The following is a 15,858-nucleotide window of genomic DNA, read 5'->3' as shown; positions in this document are numbered from 1 at the left end:
CCGGCAGGAAATGACCGGCGGGAGGGACCTCGAGTCCTTCAAGGAGGCGCTCGAAAGAGAGCATCTTGAGAAGGTACGTCTTCTGGAGATGGCCAGGGATGAGGAGATAGCCGATCTCATCGCCGCAAGGAGACTTTCGGTCCAGAAAAAAGTGGCCGCCCTTCGGAAGGAACAGGAAGACCGCTTTCGTTTGCTGGCGGAGGAAACGAGGAAGAATGCCTCCGCTTCTGCGACGGCATTCTTCCTGGAAGCGTTTTCGAACCTGACCGCCTCTTTCGGCGAGGAGCTCCGGAAGATGGCCGAAACTCTCCGAATTTCCGACAGGGAGCGGTACGGCCGGGCGCTTTCCAGGCTGGCCGAAGAGGCCCTGGAGTGCTTCGGCAGGCCTGCCGTTCTTCTCGTGGAGAAGGGCGAAGGCGAATTGCTCCGCAAAACGGCAGAGAACGGCGGTCTTTTCGACGGAGTGGAAATCAGGGAAGCAAATCTGAACGGATGGGGTGGCTGCCTGGCGGAGACGGAAAACGAAATTTTAGACAATACCCTTCTCACGCGGTGGGGAAGGATGTCTGCGTGTTTTTCCCTCAGTCTCTCCCGGCTCATGCATGATTCCTTCATTGAAATTCATCGACGAATCTCCCAATTATGAATATCTGAACGCCGTTGTCAGGGCGAGAGGAACACGGCTTCTCGGAAGGGAAGTCTTCATCCGGCTTGCTTCCGGTTCCCTCGAGGACATGGAGCTTTTCCTGCTCGAAAGCCTGTACGGGTCGAGATACCGCGAGCAGCTCGCCACCGGTGGAGGATCGCTCCTCGGGCGGATCGAAAACGCGCTGGCCGGGGGCGCGGCGGATATTCTGCAGGAAACGGCTTCCCTCGCCCGTGGGGAAAGCCTCCTTTTTTTTTCCGTGATTCTCTCCCAGGGGGACCTGCACAACGGGCGGATTCTTCTCCGAGCATCTCCGGGCGGAATTCGTCCGAAGAATTCCCCTGCATGGCACAGGTATTCCCTTGCGGCATCCTCCTTTTATGACGACCTGTGGAAAAAATGCTCCACGCCGGCAGAGGGGGCTGTCCGATGCCACGAGGAAAATTTTGATTTTGCCCGTATCCTGGGGGAGTCCTACAGGGTGCTCCATGAAACGGGCGATCTCTTCAGGGCCGAGCGGGCCCTTTATTCCGGATGGTTCGCCTGGTGGCGGGAACGGATCAGGGGGAGGAACAACGAAAACGGCAGGAGAATGGCGGAATATCTCGGCAGGCTGACAGATCTCTGGAATTTCAGCATCTGGCTCCGTCCCAGGGAAGCGGCATACGGTGAACGGGCCTTTCTTCCCGGAGGATGGGGTTTTTCCCGGGAAGCCCTTGAATCCCTGGAGGACCCGGAAAAACTGTTTTCCGGGTCAGGCTGGTCCTTCGCGGCGGGAAAACAGGGGAAATTATCCCGGTCCGACCTTTTCCGCTCCTTCCAACGGCATTTTTACGAGTGGCAAAAGAGCCTCTACAGAAAGAATCTCCTCGGCATCGACGTTTCCATAGGATATGCGGCTCTGGCGGTGCAGGAATGGAAGAATCTTTCCATGCTCGCCGTGGGCCTTTCGCTGCGCATGCCTGCCGCGGAGCTGGAACGGCATCTTTTCCTGCCGGAGGAGGAAGACCATGGCTGAAACGGGTAGAGGATTCGCCGTGGGGAGCCAGATTTTCGCGGACCTGTGGTCCCTTCTCGGACTTGTGCCCCTCCCCTGTGAATCTCCGGGGGAGTCGGCTTCGGTTTTTACCGCTCTTTCAGCGGAAAGGGCCGCTTTCGTGGTGGTGGAGAAAGCGTGGTTCAACGGGCTCCCTGAATCGGTCAGAAGGCGGCTGGAAAAATCGGCCGATCCTGTCTGGATCCAGTTTCCTTCCTGCGAAAGCGGGGAGATGAGGTGACAGAGCACATGGAAAAAAAAAGAGGAAGAGTGGTGGGCGTTTCGGGGCCGGTGGTGACGGTGGTCCCGGAGAGGCCCGCCGCCATGTTTGAAGTCGCGAGGGTAGGGGAGGAAGGGCTTCTCGGTGAAGTGATCCGCATTGAACGGACCTGCGTTCGCGTACAGGTCTACGAGGATACGGACGGCATTGCCTCGGGGGCTCCCGTGGTGTTCGAGGACGACCTGCTTTCGGTTGACCTCGGACCGGGGCTCCTGGGCGGCGTTTTCGACGGCATCGGCCGTCCCCTCGACGTTCTGGGGAAGGAAGGCATCTTCCTTCCCAGGGGCGCGAATCCCGGCCGGAGAAACACGGCCGGGAAATATGCCTTTGAACCGGTGGCGGTGCCGGGCGACACTCTCTCGGCAGGGGATCTCCTCGGCACCGTCCGGGAGAATCCATCCTTTGTTCATTCCGTGATGGTCCCTTCGGACCAGCTCCCGGGAAAGGCCGCCTGGATCGCCCCTTCGGGCCGGTATGCTCCGGACGATCTGATTGCGCGGCTCGAGGACGGAAGAGAGTACACCATGATCCAGAAATGGCGGGTCAGGGTACCCCGGCCGGTGAAACGGCGCCTTCCTTTCGAAATTCCCCTGCTGACGGGGCAGCGGATTCTCGACACCCTTTTCCCCGTCCCCCTGGGCGGAGCGGCGGTGCTTCCCGGAGGATTCGGCACGGGCAAGACGGTAACCCAGCAGTCCCTGGCGAAGTGGAGTTCCGCCGACCTTATCATTTATATCGGGTGCGGCGAGAGGGGGAACGAGATGACGGAGGTCCTGGAGGAATTCCCGGGACTGGTGGACCCCGTGAGCGGCGGTCCTCTCATGGACAGGACGATCCTCGTGGCCAACACCTCCAACATGCCCGTGGCGGCCAGGGAGGCGAGCATCTACCTCGGAATGACCATGGGAGAATATTTCCGTGACATGGGCTATAACGTGGCTATCATGGCCGATTCAACGTCCCGGTGGGCGGAGGCCCTCAGGGAGATCGGGGGCAGGCTTGAAGAGATGCCCGGCGAAGAGGGATACCCCGCCTACCTCGGGTCTCGGCTCGCCCAGTATTACGAACGGGCGGGGAGGGCGGAAGCCCTGGGGTCCCCGTCAAGAAACGGCTCCATCACGGTGGTGAACGCCGTTTCTCCCGCCGGGGGGGATTTCTCGGAACCGGTGACCCAGGCGAGCCTCCGCATGTCCGGGGCCTTCTGGGCCCTGGACAAAGCGCTGGCCCAGCAGCGTCATTTCCCGGCGATCAACTGGAGCCAGAGCTATACCCTCTACGAGGGGATGCTCGCCCCGTGGTTCCGGGAGAACCTCGGGGAGGAATGGTTCGCCCTCCGGGAGTACCTCAGGGATTTGCTGGAACGGGAACAGTCCCTCCTGGAACTGGTGCAGCTGGTGGGCAGGGACGGGCTCTCCGAAGAAGACAAGTGGACTCTGTTCATGGCCGAACTGGCCAGGGTGCTTTTTTTGCAGCAGAATGCCTTCGTTCCTGAAGACGCCTCATTCGCCCCGGAACTCCAGAAATTGTACCTCCTTCAGTTGAGGGAATGCGACAGGACCGTCCGGTCGGCCCTGTCGCGGGGAATCCTCTTCGACCAGGCAGCCGCGCTGCCCCTCAGGTCGGAACTCCTGGCGCTGAGGGTCCTAGGAAGGGAAGAAATGGCCGCACGGGGAGAGAAGTGGAGGAACCGCCTGGCGGCGGAGCTCGAAAAGATCGAGGTGATGCCCCAATGACGGTTCTGTACCGTGAAGGATTCCGGAGGATTGAAGGCATAAGCGGCCCCCTTCTTTTCGTGAGGGGGATCGCCCGGCCCGCCTGCGGCGAACTTGTCGCCGTGGAGTCGGGTAGGGAAAGACGAACGGGCCGGATTCTCCAGATCGATGGGGACCTTTCGGTCATCCAGGTGTTCGAGGGGACCATGGGGCTCGCCCCCGGGAGCGTCACGGTGTGGCTCGAACGGGACGTCCTCAGGATTCCCGCCGGAGACGGTCTGATCGGACGGGTGTTCGACGGGAGAGGGAACCCCCTCGACGGGCTGCCTGCCGGTTTCGCCGATGAATTTATTGCCGTGGGTGGCTCTCCCATCAACCCGGTGAGGAGGAGCAGCCCGGATACTTTCGTTGAAACGGGGGTTTCCGCCCTGGACCTCATGAACACCCTCGTCCGAGGGCAGAAACTGCCCGTCTTCTCCGGGGCGGGCCTGCCCGCCAACGAACTGGCCGTCCAGATCGTGAGCGGAGCCAGGATTCCCGGCTCGGAAGAACCCTTCCTCGTGGTCTTCGCCGCCATGGGCATTACCCGCAGGGAAGCCCAGTTTTTCATGAATTCTTTCCGGGAGTCGGGGGCCCTGCGGAACGGCGTCTTCTTCCTGAACCTCGCCGGTGATTCCACGGTGGAGCGGCTGCTTACGCCGAGGGTCGCCCTTGCGGCGGCGGAATACTTCGCCTTTTCCAGGGGATACAACGTCCTCGTGGTGATGACCGACATGCTTGCCTACTGCGACGCCCTGAGGGAAGTGGCCGCCGCCAGGGAAGAGGTGCCGGGGAGAAGGGGCTACCCCGGGTACATGTACTCCGACCTGGCCGAGCTGTACGAACGGGCAGGCTGCATCTCGGGAGCGCCGGGAAGCGTGACCCAGATACCCATCATCACCATGCCGGACGACGACATTACCCACCCGGTGGTGGACCTTTCGGGCTATATCACCGAGGGGCAGATCGTGCTCGACCGGAGAATCCAGGATAAGGGAATCTATCCTCCCGTCGATGTGCTTCCCTGTCTGAGCAGACTGATGAACAAGGGGATAGGAAGAGGGAAAACCTTCCCGGTGCACAGAGCCCTCGCCGACCAGCTCTACGCCTCCTACGCCAGGGCCAGGGAAGTGGAGCGGATGCGGCTGATCGTGGGTGACGACGGGCTCACTGCCGTGGAAAAACAGTATCTCGGGTTCGGCACGGCCTTTGAGAAAACGTTCCTCGGTCAGGGAAGCGCACGAAGAACCCTGTCCGAGTCTGAACGGTGCGCCTGGAAATGTCTTGAAACCCTCCCGAGAAGCGAACTTTTCAGGCTGCCTGAAAGCTACGTGGTCGAAAGCCTCGGTTATTCGGCCGCTTCCCCGGAGTCATGAACGGCAGATCTTCCGGCCCTCCCACCAGGGAACACCTCCTGTCAACCCGGCGGCGAATCAATGCGGTAAGTCACGGCAAGAGGCTTCTCGAAAGGAAACGGGATGCCCTTGTGCGGGCCGTGGACGAAGAGCGCCGGCTCTACAGGGAGACGGAAAAAGCCTTTCTTCTCGCCGCAGGGAGGATTACCTTCCTGTATTCCCTGGTGAGGCTCTTCGAGGGCGACGGCGCCGTCCGTTACCTGTCCGCCGGAAATGTGCCCCTTCCGATAGGGGTGGACAAGAAATCCGTTATGGGATGCCGGTATTCCTTCTTTTCCCCTTCGCCGGAAGGGAAGGACCGGCTTTCCTGGAAGCTTCCCTTCGACCCCGCCGTGACTTCCCTCGCGGTTGAGGACCTCCTGAAAGCCCTTGGAGAAAGCGAAGACTGCGTCTGGAGGTACATCAACCTGAAGACGAAGATAGGGGCCATCGAACGGGAACTTTCCCGGACCACCCTGAAAATAAACACCCTTGAACACGTGGTTCTTCCCTCCCTGGTGAAAGAGGTGAAACGGATAGAGGATCTACTCGCCGAAAGGGAACGGCAGGAAAAATTCGTGGCGAAAAGGGTGGGGAAGAAGAAACGGTCGGCCCCGGCGGGAAATAGGTGAAATATACTGGACACAAACTATGAAAATCATTATTCTTAGTGTCGGAAAAACAAGGGACGGTCATTTTGCCGCCCTGGCTGACCGTTATTTTGAGCGGATCTCTCCTTTCCTGAAAGCAGGTATTGAAGTTGCGCCTGAGTCGAAGGACGGCAATGCCGCCCGGAAGGTCGAGCGGGAGGGAAAGGAGATTCTGAAGAAGATTCGGGAACGGGATTACGTGGTCATTCTTGACGAGGGAGGCGAGGAAACGGACAGCTTCTCTTTTGCCCGGTGGCTCTCGGCGAAGCTCGACGAGTCGGGGGGCAGGATCGTGTTCGTCATCGGTGGTGCCTTCGGCCTCGCAGGAGAAGTAAAGGAGAGGGCGGATCATTCCCTTTCCTTGTCGAAGATGACCATGCCCCACGAATTATGCCGCGTATTCCTTGCGGAGCAGCTCTACAGGGCATGTACCATTCTCAGGGGGGTGGACTACTCTCACTGAGATTTTTATCAGGGAAAAGGAGTGTGGTTTGCTTGAACATGGACAAGATCATGAAACAGGCGCAGAAGATGCAGGCCCAGATGGCAAAGGTCCAGGAGGAGCTTGCGGGAGAAAAGGTGGAGGGAAGCGCCGGGGGCGGAATGGTCACCGTGACGGCGAACGGCCAGGGGGACGTGGTCGGTGTCCGTATCGACCCGGAGGTTATGAAGGGCGACGACGTGGAAATGCTCGAGGACCTGGTGCTTGCGGCGGTGAACGAAGCTCTGCGCCGCAGCAAGGAGCTTGCCGCCGAGAGAATGGGACGGATTACCGGCGGCCTGGGTTCCATGGGGCTGTTCTAGGAGTTCTCCGTGTCACTGCCTGATTCCTTCGAAAGGCTTACTGTCCTTTTTCGTAAGTTTCCGGGTGTCGGGGCGAAAACGGCCCGGAGGATGGCTTTTTTTGTTCTCCAGCAGCCCGTTTCCTACGCCGAGGAGCTTGCGGCCTGCCTTTCAGGGCTGAAAGACCGCATATTCACCTGTTCCCGGTGCGGAAACATCACCGACAGGGAACCCTGTGCCGTCTGCAGCGACCTTCTGCGGGACAGGTCGACCCTCTGCGTGGTCGAATCTGTGGAGGATCTTATCAGCATCGAACAGGCAGGAGTTTATTCGGGACTGTACCATGTTCTGGGGGGGAGGGTCTCTCCCCTCGACGGGGAGGATCTCGACGAGGAGTGCCTCTCCGGGCTAGAACGCCGCATAGATGAAGACAACATAAGGGAGGTGATTATCGCCACGAACCCGAGGATCGAAGGAGACCTTACCTACCATGCCATTGTGGACCGGCTTGCAGAAACCGACGTCTCCATTTCGCGGCTGGCCTACGGCCTTCCCGTTGGAGGGAGCATCGAGTTTGCCGACAGGACGACCCTTCTCGCCTCCCTCGAATCCAGGGTGACGGTAAAGCGGAAAGGATAAGTCCTCTGTCGGGAGGAAACAAGCGAGCTCCTTTTTTACAAGCCCCTTCCCAGGTGGGAAGGAGAACAACCGACTGCAAGAGAGGTGAAACTATGACGGAGGGTTTTGGGAAGATTGTCAGGATGATCTTCTCCGGGCTGGTTCTTCTGCTGGGCGGCATGATCGGAGCCCAGGCGGCCCATCTCATTTTCCCCCTTGTTCCGGAAGAATGGTTCATGGCGGGGAAATCGTGGTTGCCCCTGTGGCTTCCGGGTAAAATCTTCATTACGATTATTTCAGTGGTTTTATTCGCCTTTCTCGGCTTGATCCTTTCACCCGTTTTTTTGCGGCTGTTCGGTCTTATGGGAGCATTTTTCGAAACACACCTGAAGAACACCAGCTGGTCCGAGATCACCGCAGCCACCATAGGCATGATCGTCGGCCTCATCATCGCGAATCTCTTGGCGCTCCCCTTTTCCGATTTCCCCTTCGGAAGCTATCTCGCGGTGATACTGAACATTGTTCTGGGGTATCTCGGAGCGAGGATACTGCTGAAGCGCCAGAGCGACCTGCACCATGTCCTGGGCCCCATACAGGGGCTGAAGGAGAAAATCTCCATGATCCGGGGGCAGCGGGAGAGGCGCGATGAGGGCGGGATGCAACTTTCCGCTGAAGAACGGCAGTGGTGTGCGGGCCGAAAGATCCTCGACACGAGCGTCATCATAGACGGGAGGATTCTGGACGTCGCCAGGACGGGCTTTCTCGAGGGAGTGATCGTCATTCCCCAGTTCGTTCTCCTGGAGCTTCAGGCGGTGGCGGACTCCACCGACCCGGCGAGAAGAACGAGAGGGAGGCGGGGTCTTGACGTGGTGAACGAACTCCAGCAGCTGGGCGACCTTCAGGTCGAAATAGCCGACACGTCCCTGAAGACCCTCAGGGCCGAGTCGGTGGACAGCGGCCTCGTAGCCCTCGCGGACAAGCTCGGCGGACAGATTCTCACCACGGACTACAACCTGAACAAGCTCGCCCAGATTCAGGGCATCAGGGTGCTCAACGTGAACGATCTTGCCAACGCACTGAAACCGATGCTTCTTCCAGGCGAAACCATCATCATCGATGTGATCAGGGAAGGCAAGGAACCCCACCAGGGCGTGGGATACCTGGACGACGGAACCATGTTTGTCGTCGAGGACGGAGAAAACTTTATCGGCAAGCGGGTGGAGGTGGTGGTCACATCCATGCTTCAGACCTCCGCCGGGAGGATGGTCTTCGGGCGGGTCAGGAAGGAAGTCCGGTCCTGATGGAAGGGTTTTCCCTGGTGGTGGTGGTTGCCGGCCGGGGCCGGCGGACCGGGGGGAGCACTCCCAAGCAGTACCGCAGGCTTGGAGGCCGCATGTTATGGGAATGGAGCGCTCTTCTCGCAGAAAAGCTCTTTGCGGGCGGTGTCATAAGCGATGCCGTCTTTGTCGCCCCGGCGGGGGATGAGCCCCTTTTTTCCGGAAAGCTTTCGGGGTATTCCTTCCCGTTTTCGGTGACTTCGGGGGGAGCTGAAAGAAACGATTCGGTACTCAACGGCCTGCAATGCGCGAAAGGAGAGTATGTCCTCGTCCACGACGGGGCCAGGCCCTTCGCCGATGAAGCGCTGTGCCGGCGGATTACGGCATCGGTGACAGGGAGGAAGGGTATCGTCCCCCTTCTTCCCGTTACCGACGCCCTGAAGAAAGAAGAAGCGGGAACCCTTCGGCCCTTCCCCCGGGAGGGCCTTTTTCTCACCCAGACACCCCAGGGATTCCCGAGGGAGAAGCTGGAACAGGTCCTTCGTTCCCACGGGAAAGGGGCCAGGGATGAAGGGGAGGCATGGATACGGGCAGGCCATGAACTCGGATCGGTGGAGGGGGACAGGCGAAACATGAAAATCACCTGGCCCGAAGATTTTGACCTTGGAGAGAGCCGCTTCCGGCGGACCTTCAGGACGGGGATCGGGTATGACATCCACCCCCTCGTGCCGGGAAGGCGGTTCGTCCTGGGAGGAGTGTTCTTTCCGGATTTTCCCCTCGGGTTTCAAGGGCATTCCGACGGTGATCCCCTGGTCCACGCTTTCTGTGACGCCATCCTTGGCGGAGCGGGGCTGGGTGATATTGGAACTCTGTACCCCGCGTCGGACAGGAAGTACAAAAACATTCAGAGTCTACTTTTGCTGGAGGATGCCGCCCGGAGAGTTTTGTCTGCGGGATGGTCCCTCGAATGGGCCGACTGCGTGGTGATTGCCCAGGAACCCAGGCTTTCCTCCCGTCTGCAGGAGATGGTGAAGACCATGGGGAATGCCCTGCCTTCGGGATGGAAGAACAGGGTTCACCTGAAGGCGAAATCCGGCGAAGGCGAGGGAGCGGTGGGAAACTGCTGCTCTGTGGTCTGCCACGTCGTCGCCACTCTTTCGATCCGAGAGTTGGAAAGGGATGTCCTGCCGGAAAAGGCCTGACAGGCGATTCCCGCACGGAAAGAGAAGCTCCGGCGGCGGGATATGAGGAGCGGAACCCCTTCCTGCCTGAAATTTCCTTTGGTTTTTCTGGGGGTTGTTTCTTTCCCGACTTCGGCCTACAATTTCCCAAAGTCTTTTCGCCCCCCGAAGGGCAAGGAGGTTCCCCGATGAAATTTGAAAAAAAATTCGTTTCCTATGAAGGCTTCACGTTTGATGATGTCCTTCTTGAACCCGGTTACAGCGAAGTGCTTCCCTCCGAGGTCTCCATCAGGACCAGACTCACGGAAGGCATTGTGCTCAACATCCCTCTCTGCAGCTCCGCCATGGACACGGTGACTGAATCCCGTCTGGCCATCGCCGTCGCCCGGGAGGGCGGAATCGGGATCATTCACCGGAACATGTCCATAGAGAAGCAGGCCAGGGAAGTGGACGTGGTGAAGCGATCGGAATCGGGCGTCATCGTAGATCCTTTCTTCCTTCATCCCGAAGACAGTGTGAGCGAGGCCATCGGCTTGATGGAACATTTCCATATTTCCGGCGTCCCCATAGTGGACGAGGGCAAAAAACTCGTGGGCATCATCACCAACAGGGATCTTCGTTTCGTTACCGACTTTGAGCAGCCCATTTCCAGGGTGATGACCAGGGAAAACCTCATCACTGCCCCGGAAGGGACCACCATGGCGGATGCCCAGTCCATCCTCATGAAATACAAGGTGGAGAAGCTCCCCATCGTGGACGGGAACGGCACGCTGAAAGGTCTCATCACCATCAAAGACATCCAGAAGGCGAAGGACTTCCCCAATGCGGCTAAAGACGAAGGAGGAAGACTTCGGGTCGGAGCCGCCGTTGGTGTGGGGACAGACCTTGCTGAAAGAGCGGCCGCCCTTGTAAAGAGCGGGGTGGACGTCATCGTGGTCGATACGGCTCACGGCCATTCGAAAAAAGTTCTCGATTCCGTCAGGATGCTCCGGGCGTCGTATCCCGATCTTGTGCTCATCGGAGGAAACATTGCCACGGCATCGGCCGCGGAAGCCCTCATCGAGTCGGGAGTCGACGCCGTCAAGGTGGGTGTGGGCCCGGGAAGCATCTGTACCACCCGGATTATTGCCGGTACCGGCGTTCCCCAACTGGCGGCCATTTACAACGTGGCCCAGGCGGCCCACAGAAAAGGGAAGACGGTGATCGCCGACGGCGGCATCCGTTTTTCCGGCGACATTGTCAAAGCGCTCGCGGCGGGAGCTGATTCGGTCATGATCGGATCGCTGTTCGCCGGTACCGAGGAAAGCCCGGGAGAACTGATCATTTACAGGGGCCGCTCCTACAAGAGCTACAGGGGAATGGGCTCTCTCGGGGCAATGAAGGACGGCTGCAGCAAGGACAGATATTTTCAGGAAGGGGCAGGAAATGATAAACTTGTTCCGGAGGGAATAGAAGGTCTTGCCCCCCACAAGGGAGCCCTGTCCGGGGTAGTCTTCCAGCTCGCCGGCGGTCTGCGGTCGGGAATGGGCTACGTGGGTGCGAAAGATATTCCCGATCTTCAGGAAAAGGCACAGTTCGTGCGGATATCCGCAGCCTCGGTCAAGGAGAATCATCCCCATGACGTGGTGGTGACCAAGGAAGCACCGAACTACTGGGTCGAGTAGACCCGCGGCCGGAAAGGAGGGGTCCTTCCGTGCGGGGAGCGAAGGTTTTTGAACGGAACACCTTCCAGGACGAGTATGCGTGGATGGGAGTGCTCGATCTTCAGGGGCTCGTTGAAGAAACGATCGCGGAGGATATTTTTTCGACTTACGACCCCATGGATTTCAAAGCGAACATTGATGAGTGGTGGCCTGAGTTCATCTCTGATTTTTGCCTGTAGCGGAAATTTGTATTTGTTCCCAATGATGTGCTATACTTCAATGTGGTGTTTCTTCGGAGAGACTTTTCAAAGAGTGGGTTCCCCCACTCTTTGTTTTTTAATAGGCCTGCAGGGAGAGATCGGCATGGACGAAGACAGAGGGAAAGAGAAATTCGGTGCCCTGAGGAAAATAGTCGAGGGGCTCGGTTACGAATGTGTGGGCGTTACCCTCGGAAATGAAGAGAAACGGGCAATTCTGAGGGTCTACATTGATTCCCTCGGAGGCATTCTTGTCAAGGACTGCGAAACGGTCTCCAGGGCACTCAACCGCTTCCTGGACGAAAACGAGGACTATGTCCGGGGCCAGTTCTACCTGGAGGTGAGTTCCCCCGGGATCGAGCGGCCTCTCTTTACCCTTGAGGACTACCGGAAATTCACCGGAAAGAAAATCAGGGTCAGGACCAGGCAGGAAATCGGCGGACAGAAGCGATTTACCGGCATCCTCCTGGGCGCGGAGGAGGATGGGACGGTTCTTCTGCGGCTCGAGACAGGCAGAGGGGCGGATGAGGATGAAGCGGTCCGTATCCCCTTTGAAACAATAACAAAAGGCAATCTTGTATTTGAGGAACAGGAGAAGCAGGACAAAAGGAGGAGTTCATAAATGCAGCTTGGGCGTGATTTCGTCCGCGCTTTGGCCCAGATCACGAAGGAGAGGGGACTGTCCCAGGAGGTTATCGCTTCCAGCCTGACCGCGGCCCTTATATCGGCATATAAAAAACACCAGGGCGGAAACCAGGATGTGGAAGTCCATATCGATACGGAGAACGGCGATATCTCCATCTGTGAAGTGAAGCACATCGTGGCGGACGTCGTGTCGCCGGATACGGAAATCTCCCTTGCCGATGCCCAGGCCATGGGATTCGTGGACGTGGCCGAGGGCGATTTTATCCGCATAGAGAAAAACCCCGAGAATTTCGGCAGAATTGCGGCCCAGACCGCCCGGCAGGTTATCATGCAGAGGCTGAAGGATGCCGAGCGGCAGATCATTTTCGAGGAGTTCTCCGACCGGGTGGGGGACCTCGTCACCGGTGTCGTCTTCAAATCGGAAAACGACCAGGTGCTCATCCGCCTCAACGACCGCACCGAAGCGATTCTTCCTAGGGAAGAGCGCATCGTGAACGAGAAGTATATCCCAGGCGAAAGGCTCAAGTTTTACCTTCTTGACGTGCGGCAGACCACCCGCGGACCGAGAATCGTTGTTTCCCGGACCCATCCCGGCCTGCTGAGAAAGCTTCTTGAGCTGGAAGTACCCGAGATCCAGGAAGGGGTTATCGAAATAAAGAACATCGTCCGCGAGGCCGGGGCGAGAGCCAAGGTGGCGGTCCAGACTCTCGACATGAACGTGGATCCCGTGGGAGCCTGCGTGGGGAACGGCGGGGCCAGGATCAAGTCCGTCAGCAAGGAGCTCTGCGGCGAAAAGGTGGACGTGATCATCTGGAGCAGCGATCCCCTCCAGTACATCCGGAACTCCCTTTCCCCCGCGAAGATCGTCAAGATCGAGCCCGTTCTCGAACAGGAAAAAGCCGTCACCGTTTTTTCGCGGCCTGACCAGCTTTCCCTCGCCATCGGGAAGGCGGGGCAGAACGTTCGCCTGGCCGCGAGGCTCACGGGATGGAAAATTGACATCAATGCCCTGGAACCGGAGAGAATGCCGACGCTCCACGATATTTTCCAGGACATCATCGACGACAGCGGCGCTGAATAGAGGGACGCCCATGATGCGGCGGCGACCAAGGACCTGCGTCGGGTGCAGGCAGGAGTCCCCCAAGAGGGAAATGCTGAGAATAGCCCGCAACGCTGCGGGAGATGTTTCCGTAGACCCTTCCGGCAGGCTTCCCGGGAGGGGAGCTTACGTGTGCCTCAAGGAAGAATGCATTCTCAGCGCCAGGAAAAGGGATGCTCTCTCAAAAGCCCTCAGGGTGAAAGTAGATGCCGGTGTGTACGACACCCTTCTTGAAATGGCTGCCGGAGCTGAAAGCAAGGGGGAAAAGGAGCAGTGAAAAACCGCAAGGAAGCCCTGCTTTCGGTTCTCGGCATGGCACGAAGAGCGAACGTCCTGCAAATTGGTCAGGATATAGTAAAATCTTCCTTGGCCCGAGGAGAAACGCTCATGGTGTTTTTCGCAGCGGAAGGAGAATCGTCTTTCTACCGATCCCTGCAGAATGGGAGGTTTGCAGAAAAAAGCACGATCACTGTTCTGCCGGATATTTCCGGAAGCGAACTTTCTGCGGCTATCGGTTCAGGTAATGTGAAGGTTGTTGCTTTACCGTTACGCAGCGGCTTTGCACGTTCTATTTCGCAACTGCTTGCGGAAGGGGGAGACGTAAATGAGTAAAATCCGGGTATATGAGCTGGCCAAACTGCTCGGCAAAAGTAACAGGGAACTGCTTAATATTCTGATCGACCTTGGGGTCGACGTAAAGAGTCATATGAGTTCCATTGACAACGATATCGCCCAGCTGGTGGAGGATTCCCTCCGGGGAGCTCCCGGCACGGAAGGGCCTGGAAAAAAGGAAGAGGAGCGCAGCGTGATAAAAACAGAATCTTGCGAGGTTTCAAAGGGATCCACCGTCAAGGCGGTTGCCCAGCTTATCGGTATCTCCCCTGCGGAAGCGGTGAAGTGTCTCATCTCCGCCGGCCTGATGGTCCCGGCGGACAGCCCGGTGGACGAAAAGTGCCTGAAAGTGCTGCAGGACGCCTATAACGTGGTTCTCACCATGGCATGCGAAGACAATACTGAAAAAGAAGGCGCCGACGGAACCTGCACCGTCATCAAGAGACCCCGGTCTCAAGGGGACCACTTGGAACCCCGCCCCCCCATAGTCACCGTCATGGGACACGTCGACCACGGCAAAACCACCCTGCTCGACTTCATACGGAAGACGAACATCACCGCCAGGGAAGCCGGCGGCATCACCCAGCACATCGGAGCTTCCACCGTCATGCACGACGGAAAGGAAATCGTCTTCCTTGACACTCCCGGCCACGAGGCGTTCACCTCCATGCGGGCCAGGGGAGCCCAGGCGACGGACATTGCCATTCTTGTGGTGGCGGCGGACGACGGCGTGATGCCCCAGACGAGGGAGGCCATAAACCACGCGAAGGCGGCGGGAGTTCCCATCATTGTGGCCATCAACAAGATCGATAAGCCTGCCGCCAAGCCGGACAGGGTCCGGCAGCAGCTCTCCGACATCGGTCTCGTTCCCGAGGAATGGGGCGGAAACACCATCATGGTGGAAGTATCGGCAAAGAGCGGTCAGGGAATACCTCAGCTCCTCGAGATGATTCTCCTTGTGGCGGAGATGGAAGAGCTCAAGGCCGACCCCACCGTGAAGCCCCGGGGAGTGGTCGTTGAAGCCAAGCTTGACAAGGGCAAGGGGCCTGTGGCGACTGTCCTTGTACAGGAAGGCACCCTCTGCAAGGGTGATATCCTCCTTTTTGACACTGCCTGCGGGAAAATTCGTGCCATGATCGACTCGGAAGGAAAAATGATCGACTGCGCCGGACCGAGCACCCCCGTGGAGATTCTCGGCCTCGCAACGGTACCTCAGCCCGGTGAGCTTTTCACCTCCGTGGAGAACGAGAGGATAGCCCGGGACGCCCTGAGCTCCAGGGAGCAGGTACTGAGAAATGCCCTGCAGGGGGTGCCCAGGAAGCTCAGCCTGGAGGACCTTTATTCCCAGCTCAAGGAAGGGGATATTCCCCAGCTCAATCTGGTTCTCAAGTGCGACGTCCAGGGATCGAGCGAAGCCCTTGCGGCTTCCCTGGAGAAAATGGCCACCAACGAGGTCGGCATCAATATTGTGCACAGGGGCGTCGGCCGCATCGCGGAATCTGACGTAATGCTCGCCTCAGCTTCCAATGCAGTCATCATCGGCTTCAACGTCCGTCCCGATGCGAACGCGAAAAAAATTGCCGAGGCCGAGGGCGTCCAGATACGGCTTTACAATATCATCTACGATGCCATTGACGACGTGAAGGCAGCTCTCGAGGGCATGCTCAAACCCACCATAAAGGAGAACACCATCGGCCAGGCGGAAATCCGGCAGGTCATCAAGGTCCCCAAGGCGGGAAAGATCGCGGGAAGTTACGTGCTGGAAGGCGTTATCCGGCGGAATGCAAAAGTTCGGCTCATTCGGAGCGGCATCGTCCTCTGGGACGGTTCCCTGTCAAATCTCAGACGGTTCAAAGACGACGCAAAAGAAGTGGCGGCGGGCTACGAGTGCGGGATCAGCCTGTCCAACTATCAGGATTTCGAGGAAGGAGACATTCTCGAAGCCTACGAAATCGTGGAGGAGAAGCGCCATCTCTCGTAGCCGGA

At 58.4% G+C, this 15,858-nt stretch carries 18 protein-coding genes; all 18 read left to right on the top strand.

Annotated elements, in window-relative coordinates:
- Positions 1-10: 10 nt before the first annotated feature.
- Positions 11-646 (top strand): hypothetical protein, encoded by a 636-nt coding sequence (locus JMJ95_RS06265; protein ID WP_290683702.1) that lies wholly within the window; start codon positions 11-13, stop codon positions 644-646.
- Positions 615-1,664, top strand: coding sequence for a V-type ATPase subunit (locus JMJ95_RS06260; RefSeq protein WP_290683700.1), 1,050 nt, complete (start codon positions 615-617; stop codon positions 1,662-1,664). Before JMJ95_RS06265 ends, JMJ95_RS06260 begins: the two co-directional genes overlap by 32 nt.
- Positions 1,657-1,923 (top strand): hypothetical protein, encoded by a 267-nt coding sequence (locus JMJ95_RS06255; protein WP_290683698.1) that lies wholly within the window; start codon positions 1,657-1,659, stop codon positions 1,921-1,923. The genes JMJ95_RS06260 and JMJ95_RS06255 overlap by 8 nt, the downstream gene beginning before the upstream one ends.
- 8 nt (positions 1,924-1,931) lie before the next feature.
- Positions 1,932-3,695 carry a V-type ATP synthase subunit A gene (locus JMJ95_RS06250; protein WP_290683696.1) on the top strand — a complete coding sequence of 588 codons (1,764 nt, stop codon included), beginning with the start codon at positions 1,932-1,934 and terminating at the stop codon, positions 3,693-3,695.
- Positions 3,692-5,089, top strand: a complete 1,398-nt coding sequence (locus JMJ95_RS06245) for a V-type ATP synthase subunit B (RefSeq protein ID WP_290683694.1) — start codon at positions 3,692-3,694, stop codon at positions 5,087-5,089. The genes JMJ95_RS06250 and JMJ95_RS06245 overlap by 4 nt, the downstream gene beginning before the upstream one ends.
- Entirely contained in the window at positions 5,086-5,739 is a 654-nt protein-coding gene (locus tag JMJ95_RS06240) for a V-type ATP synthase subunit D (RefSeq protein ID WP_290683692.1), read from the top strand. Before JMJ95_RS06245 ends, JMJ95_RS06240 begins: the two co-directional genes overlap by 4 nt.
- A 19-nt stretch (positions 5,740-5,758) precedes the next feature.
- Complete coding sequence (locus tag JMJ95_RS06235) at positions 5,759-6,220, top strand: 23S rRNA (pseudouridine(1915)-N(3))-methyltransferase RlmH (RefSeq protein ID WP_290683690.1); 462 nt, start codon at positions 5,759-5,761, stop codon at positions 6,218-6,220.
- A 32-nt stretch (positions 6,221-6,252) separates the two neighbouring features.
- Positions 6,253-6,561, top strand: a complete 309-nt coding sequence (locus JMJ95_RS06230; RefSeq protein ID WP_133957533.1) for a YbaB/EbfC family nucleoid-associated protein — start codon at positions 6,253-6,255, stop codon at positions 6,559-6,561.
- 9 nt (positions 6,562-6,570) lie between these two features.
- The gene (recR, locus tag JMJ95_RS06225) at positions 6,571-7,179 is read left to right on the top strand and encodes a recombination mediator RecR (RefSeq protein ID WP_290683686.1); all 609 of its coding nucleotides are present in this window, start codon (positions 6,571-6,573) and stop codon (positions 7,177-7,179) included.
- Between the two features lie 92 nt (positions 7,180-7,271).
- Positions 7,272-8,459, top strand: coding sequence for a PIN domain-containing protein (locus tag JMJ95_RS06220; RefSeq protein WP_290683684.1), 1,188 nt, complete (start codon positions 7,272-7,274; stop codon positions 8,457-8,459).
- Positions 8,459-9,637: a 2-C-methyl-D-erythritol 2,4-cyclodiphosphate synthase gene (gene ispF / locus JMJ95_RS06215; protein WP_290683682.1), complete on the top strand. Its 1,179-nt coding sequence runs from the start codon at positions 8,459-8,461 to the stop codon at positions 9,635-9,637. The genes JMJ95_RS06220 and ispF overlap by 1 nt, the downstream gene beginning before the upstream one ends.
- A 167-nt stretch (positions 9,638-9,804) precedes the next feature.
- Entirely contained in the window at positions 9,805-11,280 is a 1,476-nt protein-coding gene (gene guaB / locus JMJ95_RS06210; RefSeq protein ID WP_290683680.1) for an IMP dehydrogenase, read from the top strand.
- Between the two features lie 29 nt (positions 11,281-11,309).
- The gene (locus JMJ95_RS06205) at positions 11,310-11,498 is read left to right on the top strand and encodes a hypothetical protein (RefSeq protein ID WP_290683678.1); all 189 of its coding nucleotides are present in this window, start codon (positions 11,310-11,312) and stop codon (positions 11,496-11,498) included.
- Positions 11,499-11,622: 124 nt separating this feature from the next.
- Positions 11,623-12,138, top strand: a complete 516-nt coding sequence (gene rimP, locus JMJ95_RS06200) for a ribosome maturation factor RimP (RefSeq protein ID WP_290683676.1) — start codon at positions 11,623-11,625, stop codon at positions 12,136-12,138.
- Entirely contained in the window at positions 12,139-13,242 is a 1,104-nt protein-coding gene (gene nusA / locus JMJ95_RS06195; protein WP_290683674.1) for a transcription termination factor NusA, read from the top strand.
- The gene (locus JMJ95_RS06190) at positions 13,166-13,537 is read left to right on the top strand and encodes a YlxR family protein (RefSeq protein ID WP_367153767.1); all 372 of its coding nucleotides are present in this window, start codon (positions 13,166-13,168) and stop codon (positions 13,535-13,537) included. The genes nusA and JMJ95_RS06190 overlap by 77 nt, the downstream gene beginning before the upstream one ends.
- Entirely contained in the window at positions 13,534-13,872 is a 339-nt protein-coding gene (locus JMJ95_RS06185; protein WP_290683672.1) for a hypothetical protein, read from the top strand. The genes JMJ95_RS06190 and JMJ95_RS06185 overlap by 4 nt, the downstream gene beginning before the upstream one ends.
- A complete protein-coding gene (gene infB, locus JMJ95_RS06180) occupies positions 13,865-15,853 on the top strand; it encodes a translation initiation factor IF-2 (RefSeq protein WP_290683670.1) in 1,989 nt (662 codons plus the stop codon). Before JMJ95_RS06185 ends, infB begins: the two co-directional genes overlap by 8 nt.
- Positions 15,854-15,858 lie beyond the last annotated feature (5 nt).

Origin of the sequence: Aminivibrio sp. (assembly GCF_016756745.1) — a bacterium.
Taxonomy (GTDB): domain Bacteria; phylum Synergistota; class Synergistia; order Synergistales; family Aminobacteriaceae; genus Aminivibrio.
This window is presented reverse-complemented; position numbering and strand designations above follow the sequence as displayed.

Excerpts from the sequence above, each read along its gene's own strand:
- JMJ95_RS06265 (WP_290683702.1), top strand. The coding sequence starts at position 11 with ATGACCGGCGGGAGGGACCTCGAGTCCTTCAAGGAGGCGCTCGAAAGA.
- JMJ95_RS06255 (WP_290683698.1), top strand. The coding sequence starts at position 1,657 with ATGGCTGAAACGGGTAGAGGATTCGCCGTGGGGAGCCAGATTTTCGCG.
- JMJ95_RS06250 (WP_290683696.1), top strand. The coding sequence starts at position 1,932 with ATGGAAAAAAAAAGAGGAAGAGTGGTGGGCGTTTCGGGGCCGGTGGTG.
- JMJ95_RS06245 (WP_290683694.1), top strand. The coding sequence starts at position 3,692 with ATGACGGTTCTGTACCGTGAAGGATTCCGGAGGATTGAAGGCATAAGC.
- JMJ95_RS06240 (WP_290683692.1), top strand. The coding sequence starts at position 5,086 with ATGAACGGCAGATCTTCCGGCCCTCCCACCAGGGAACACCTCCTGTCA.
- JMJ95_RS06235 (WP_290683690.1), top strand. The coding sequence starts at position 5,759 with ATGAAAATCATTATTCTTAGTGTCGGAAAAACAAGGGACGGTCATTTT.
- JMJ95_RS06220 (WP_290683684.1), top strand. The coding sequence starts at position 7,272 with ATGACGGAGGGTTTTGGGAAGATTGTCAGGATGATCTTCTCCGGGCTG.
- ispF (WP_290683682.1), top strand. The coding sequence starts at position 8,459 with ATGGAAGGGTTTTCCCTGGTGGTGGTGGTTGCCGGCCGGGGCCGGCGG.
- guaB (WP_290683680.1), top strand. The coding sequence starts at position 9,805 with ATGAAATTTGAAAAAAAATTCGTTTCCTATGAAGGCTTCACGTTTGAT.
- rimP (WP_290683676.1), top strand. The coding sequence starts at position 11,623 with ATGGACGAAGACAGAGGGAAAGAGAAATTCGGTGCCCTGAGGAAAATA.
- nusA (WP_290683674.1), top strand. The coding sequence starts at position 12,139 with ATGCAGCTTGGGCGTGATTTCGTCCGCGCTTTGGCCCAGATCACGAAG.
- JMJ95_RS06190 (WP_367153767.1), top strand. The coding sequence starts at position 13,166 with ATGCCCTGGAACCGGAGAGAATGCCGACGCTCCACGATATTTTCCAGG.
- infB (WP_290683670.1), top strand. The coding sequence starts at position 13,865 with ATGAGTAAAATCCGGGTATATGAGCTGGCCAAACTGCTCGGCAAAAGT.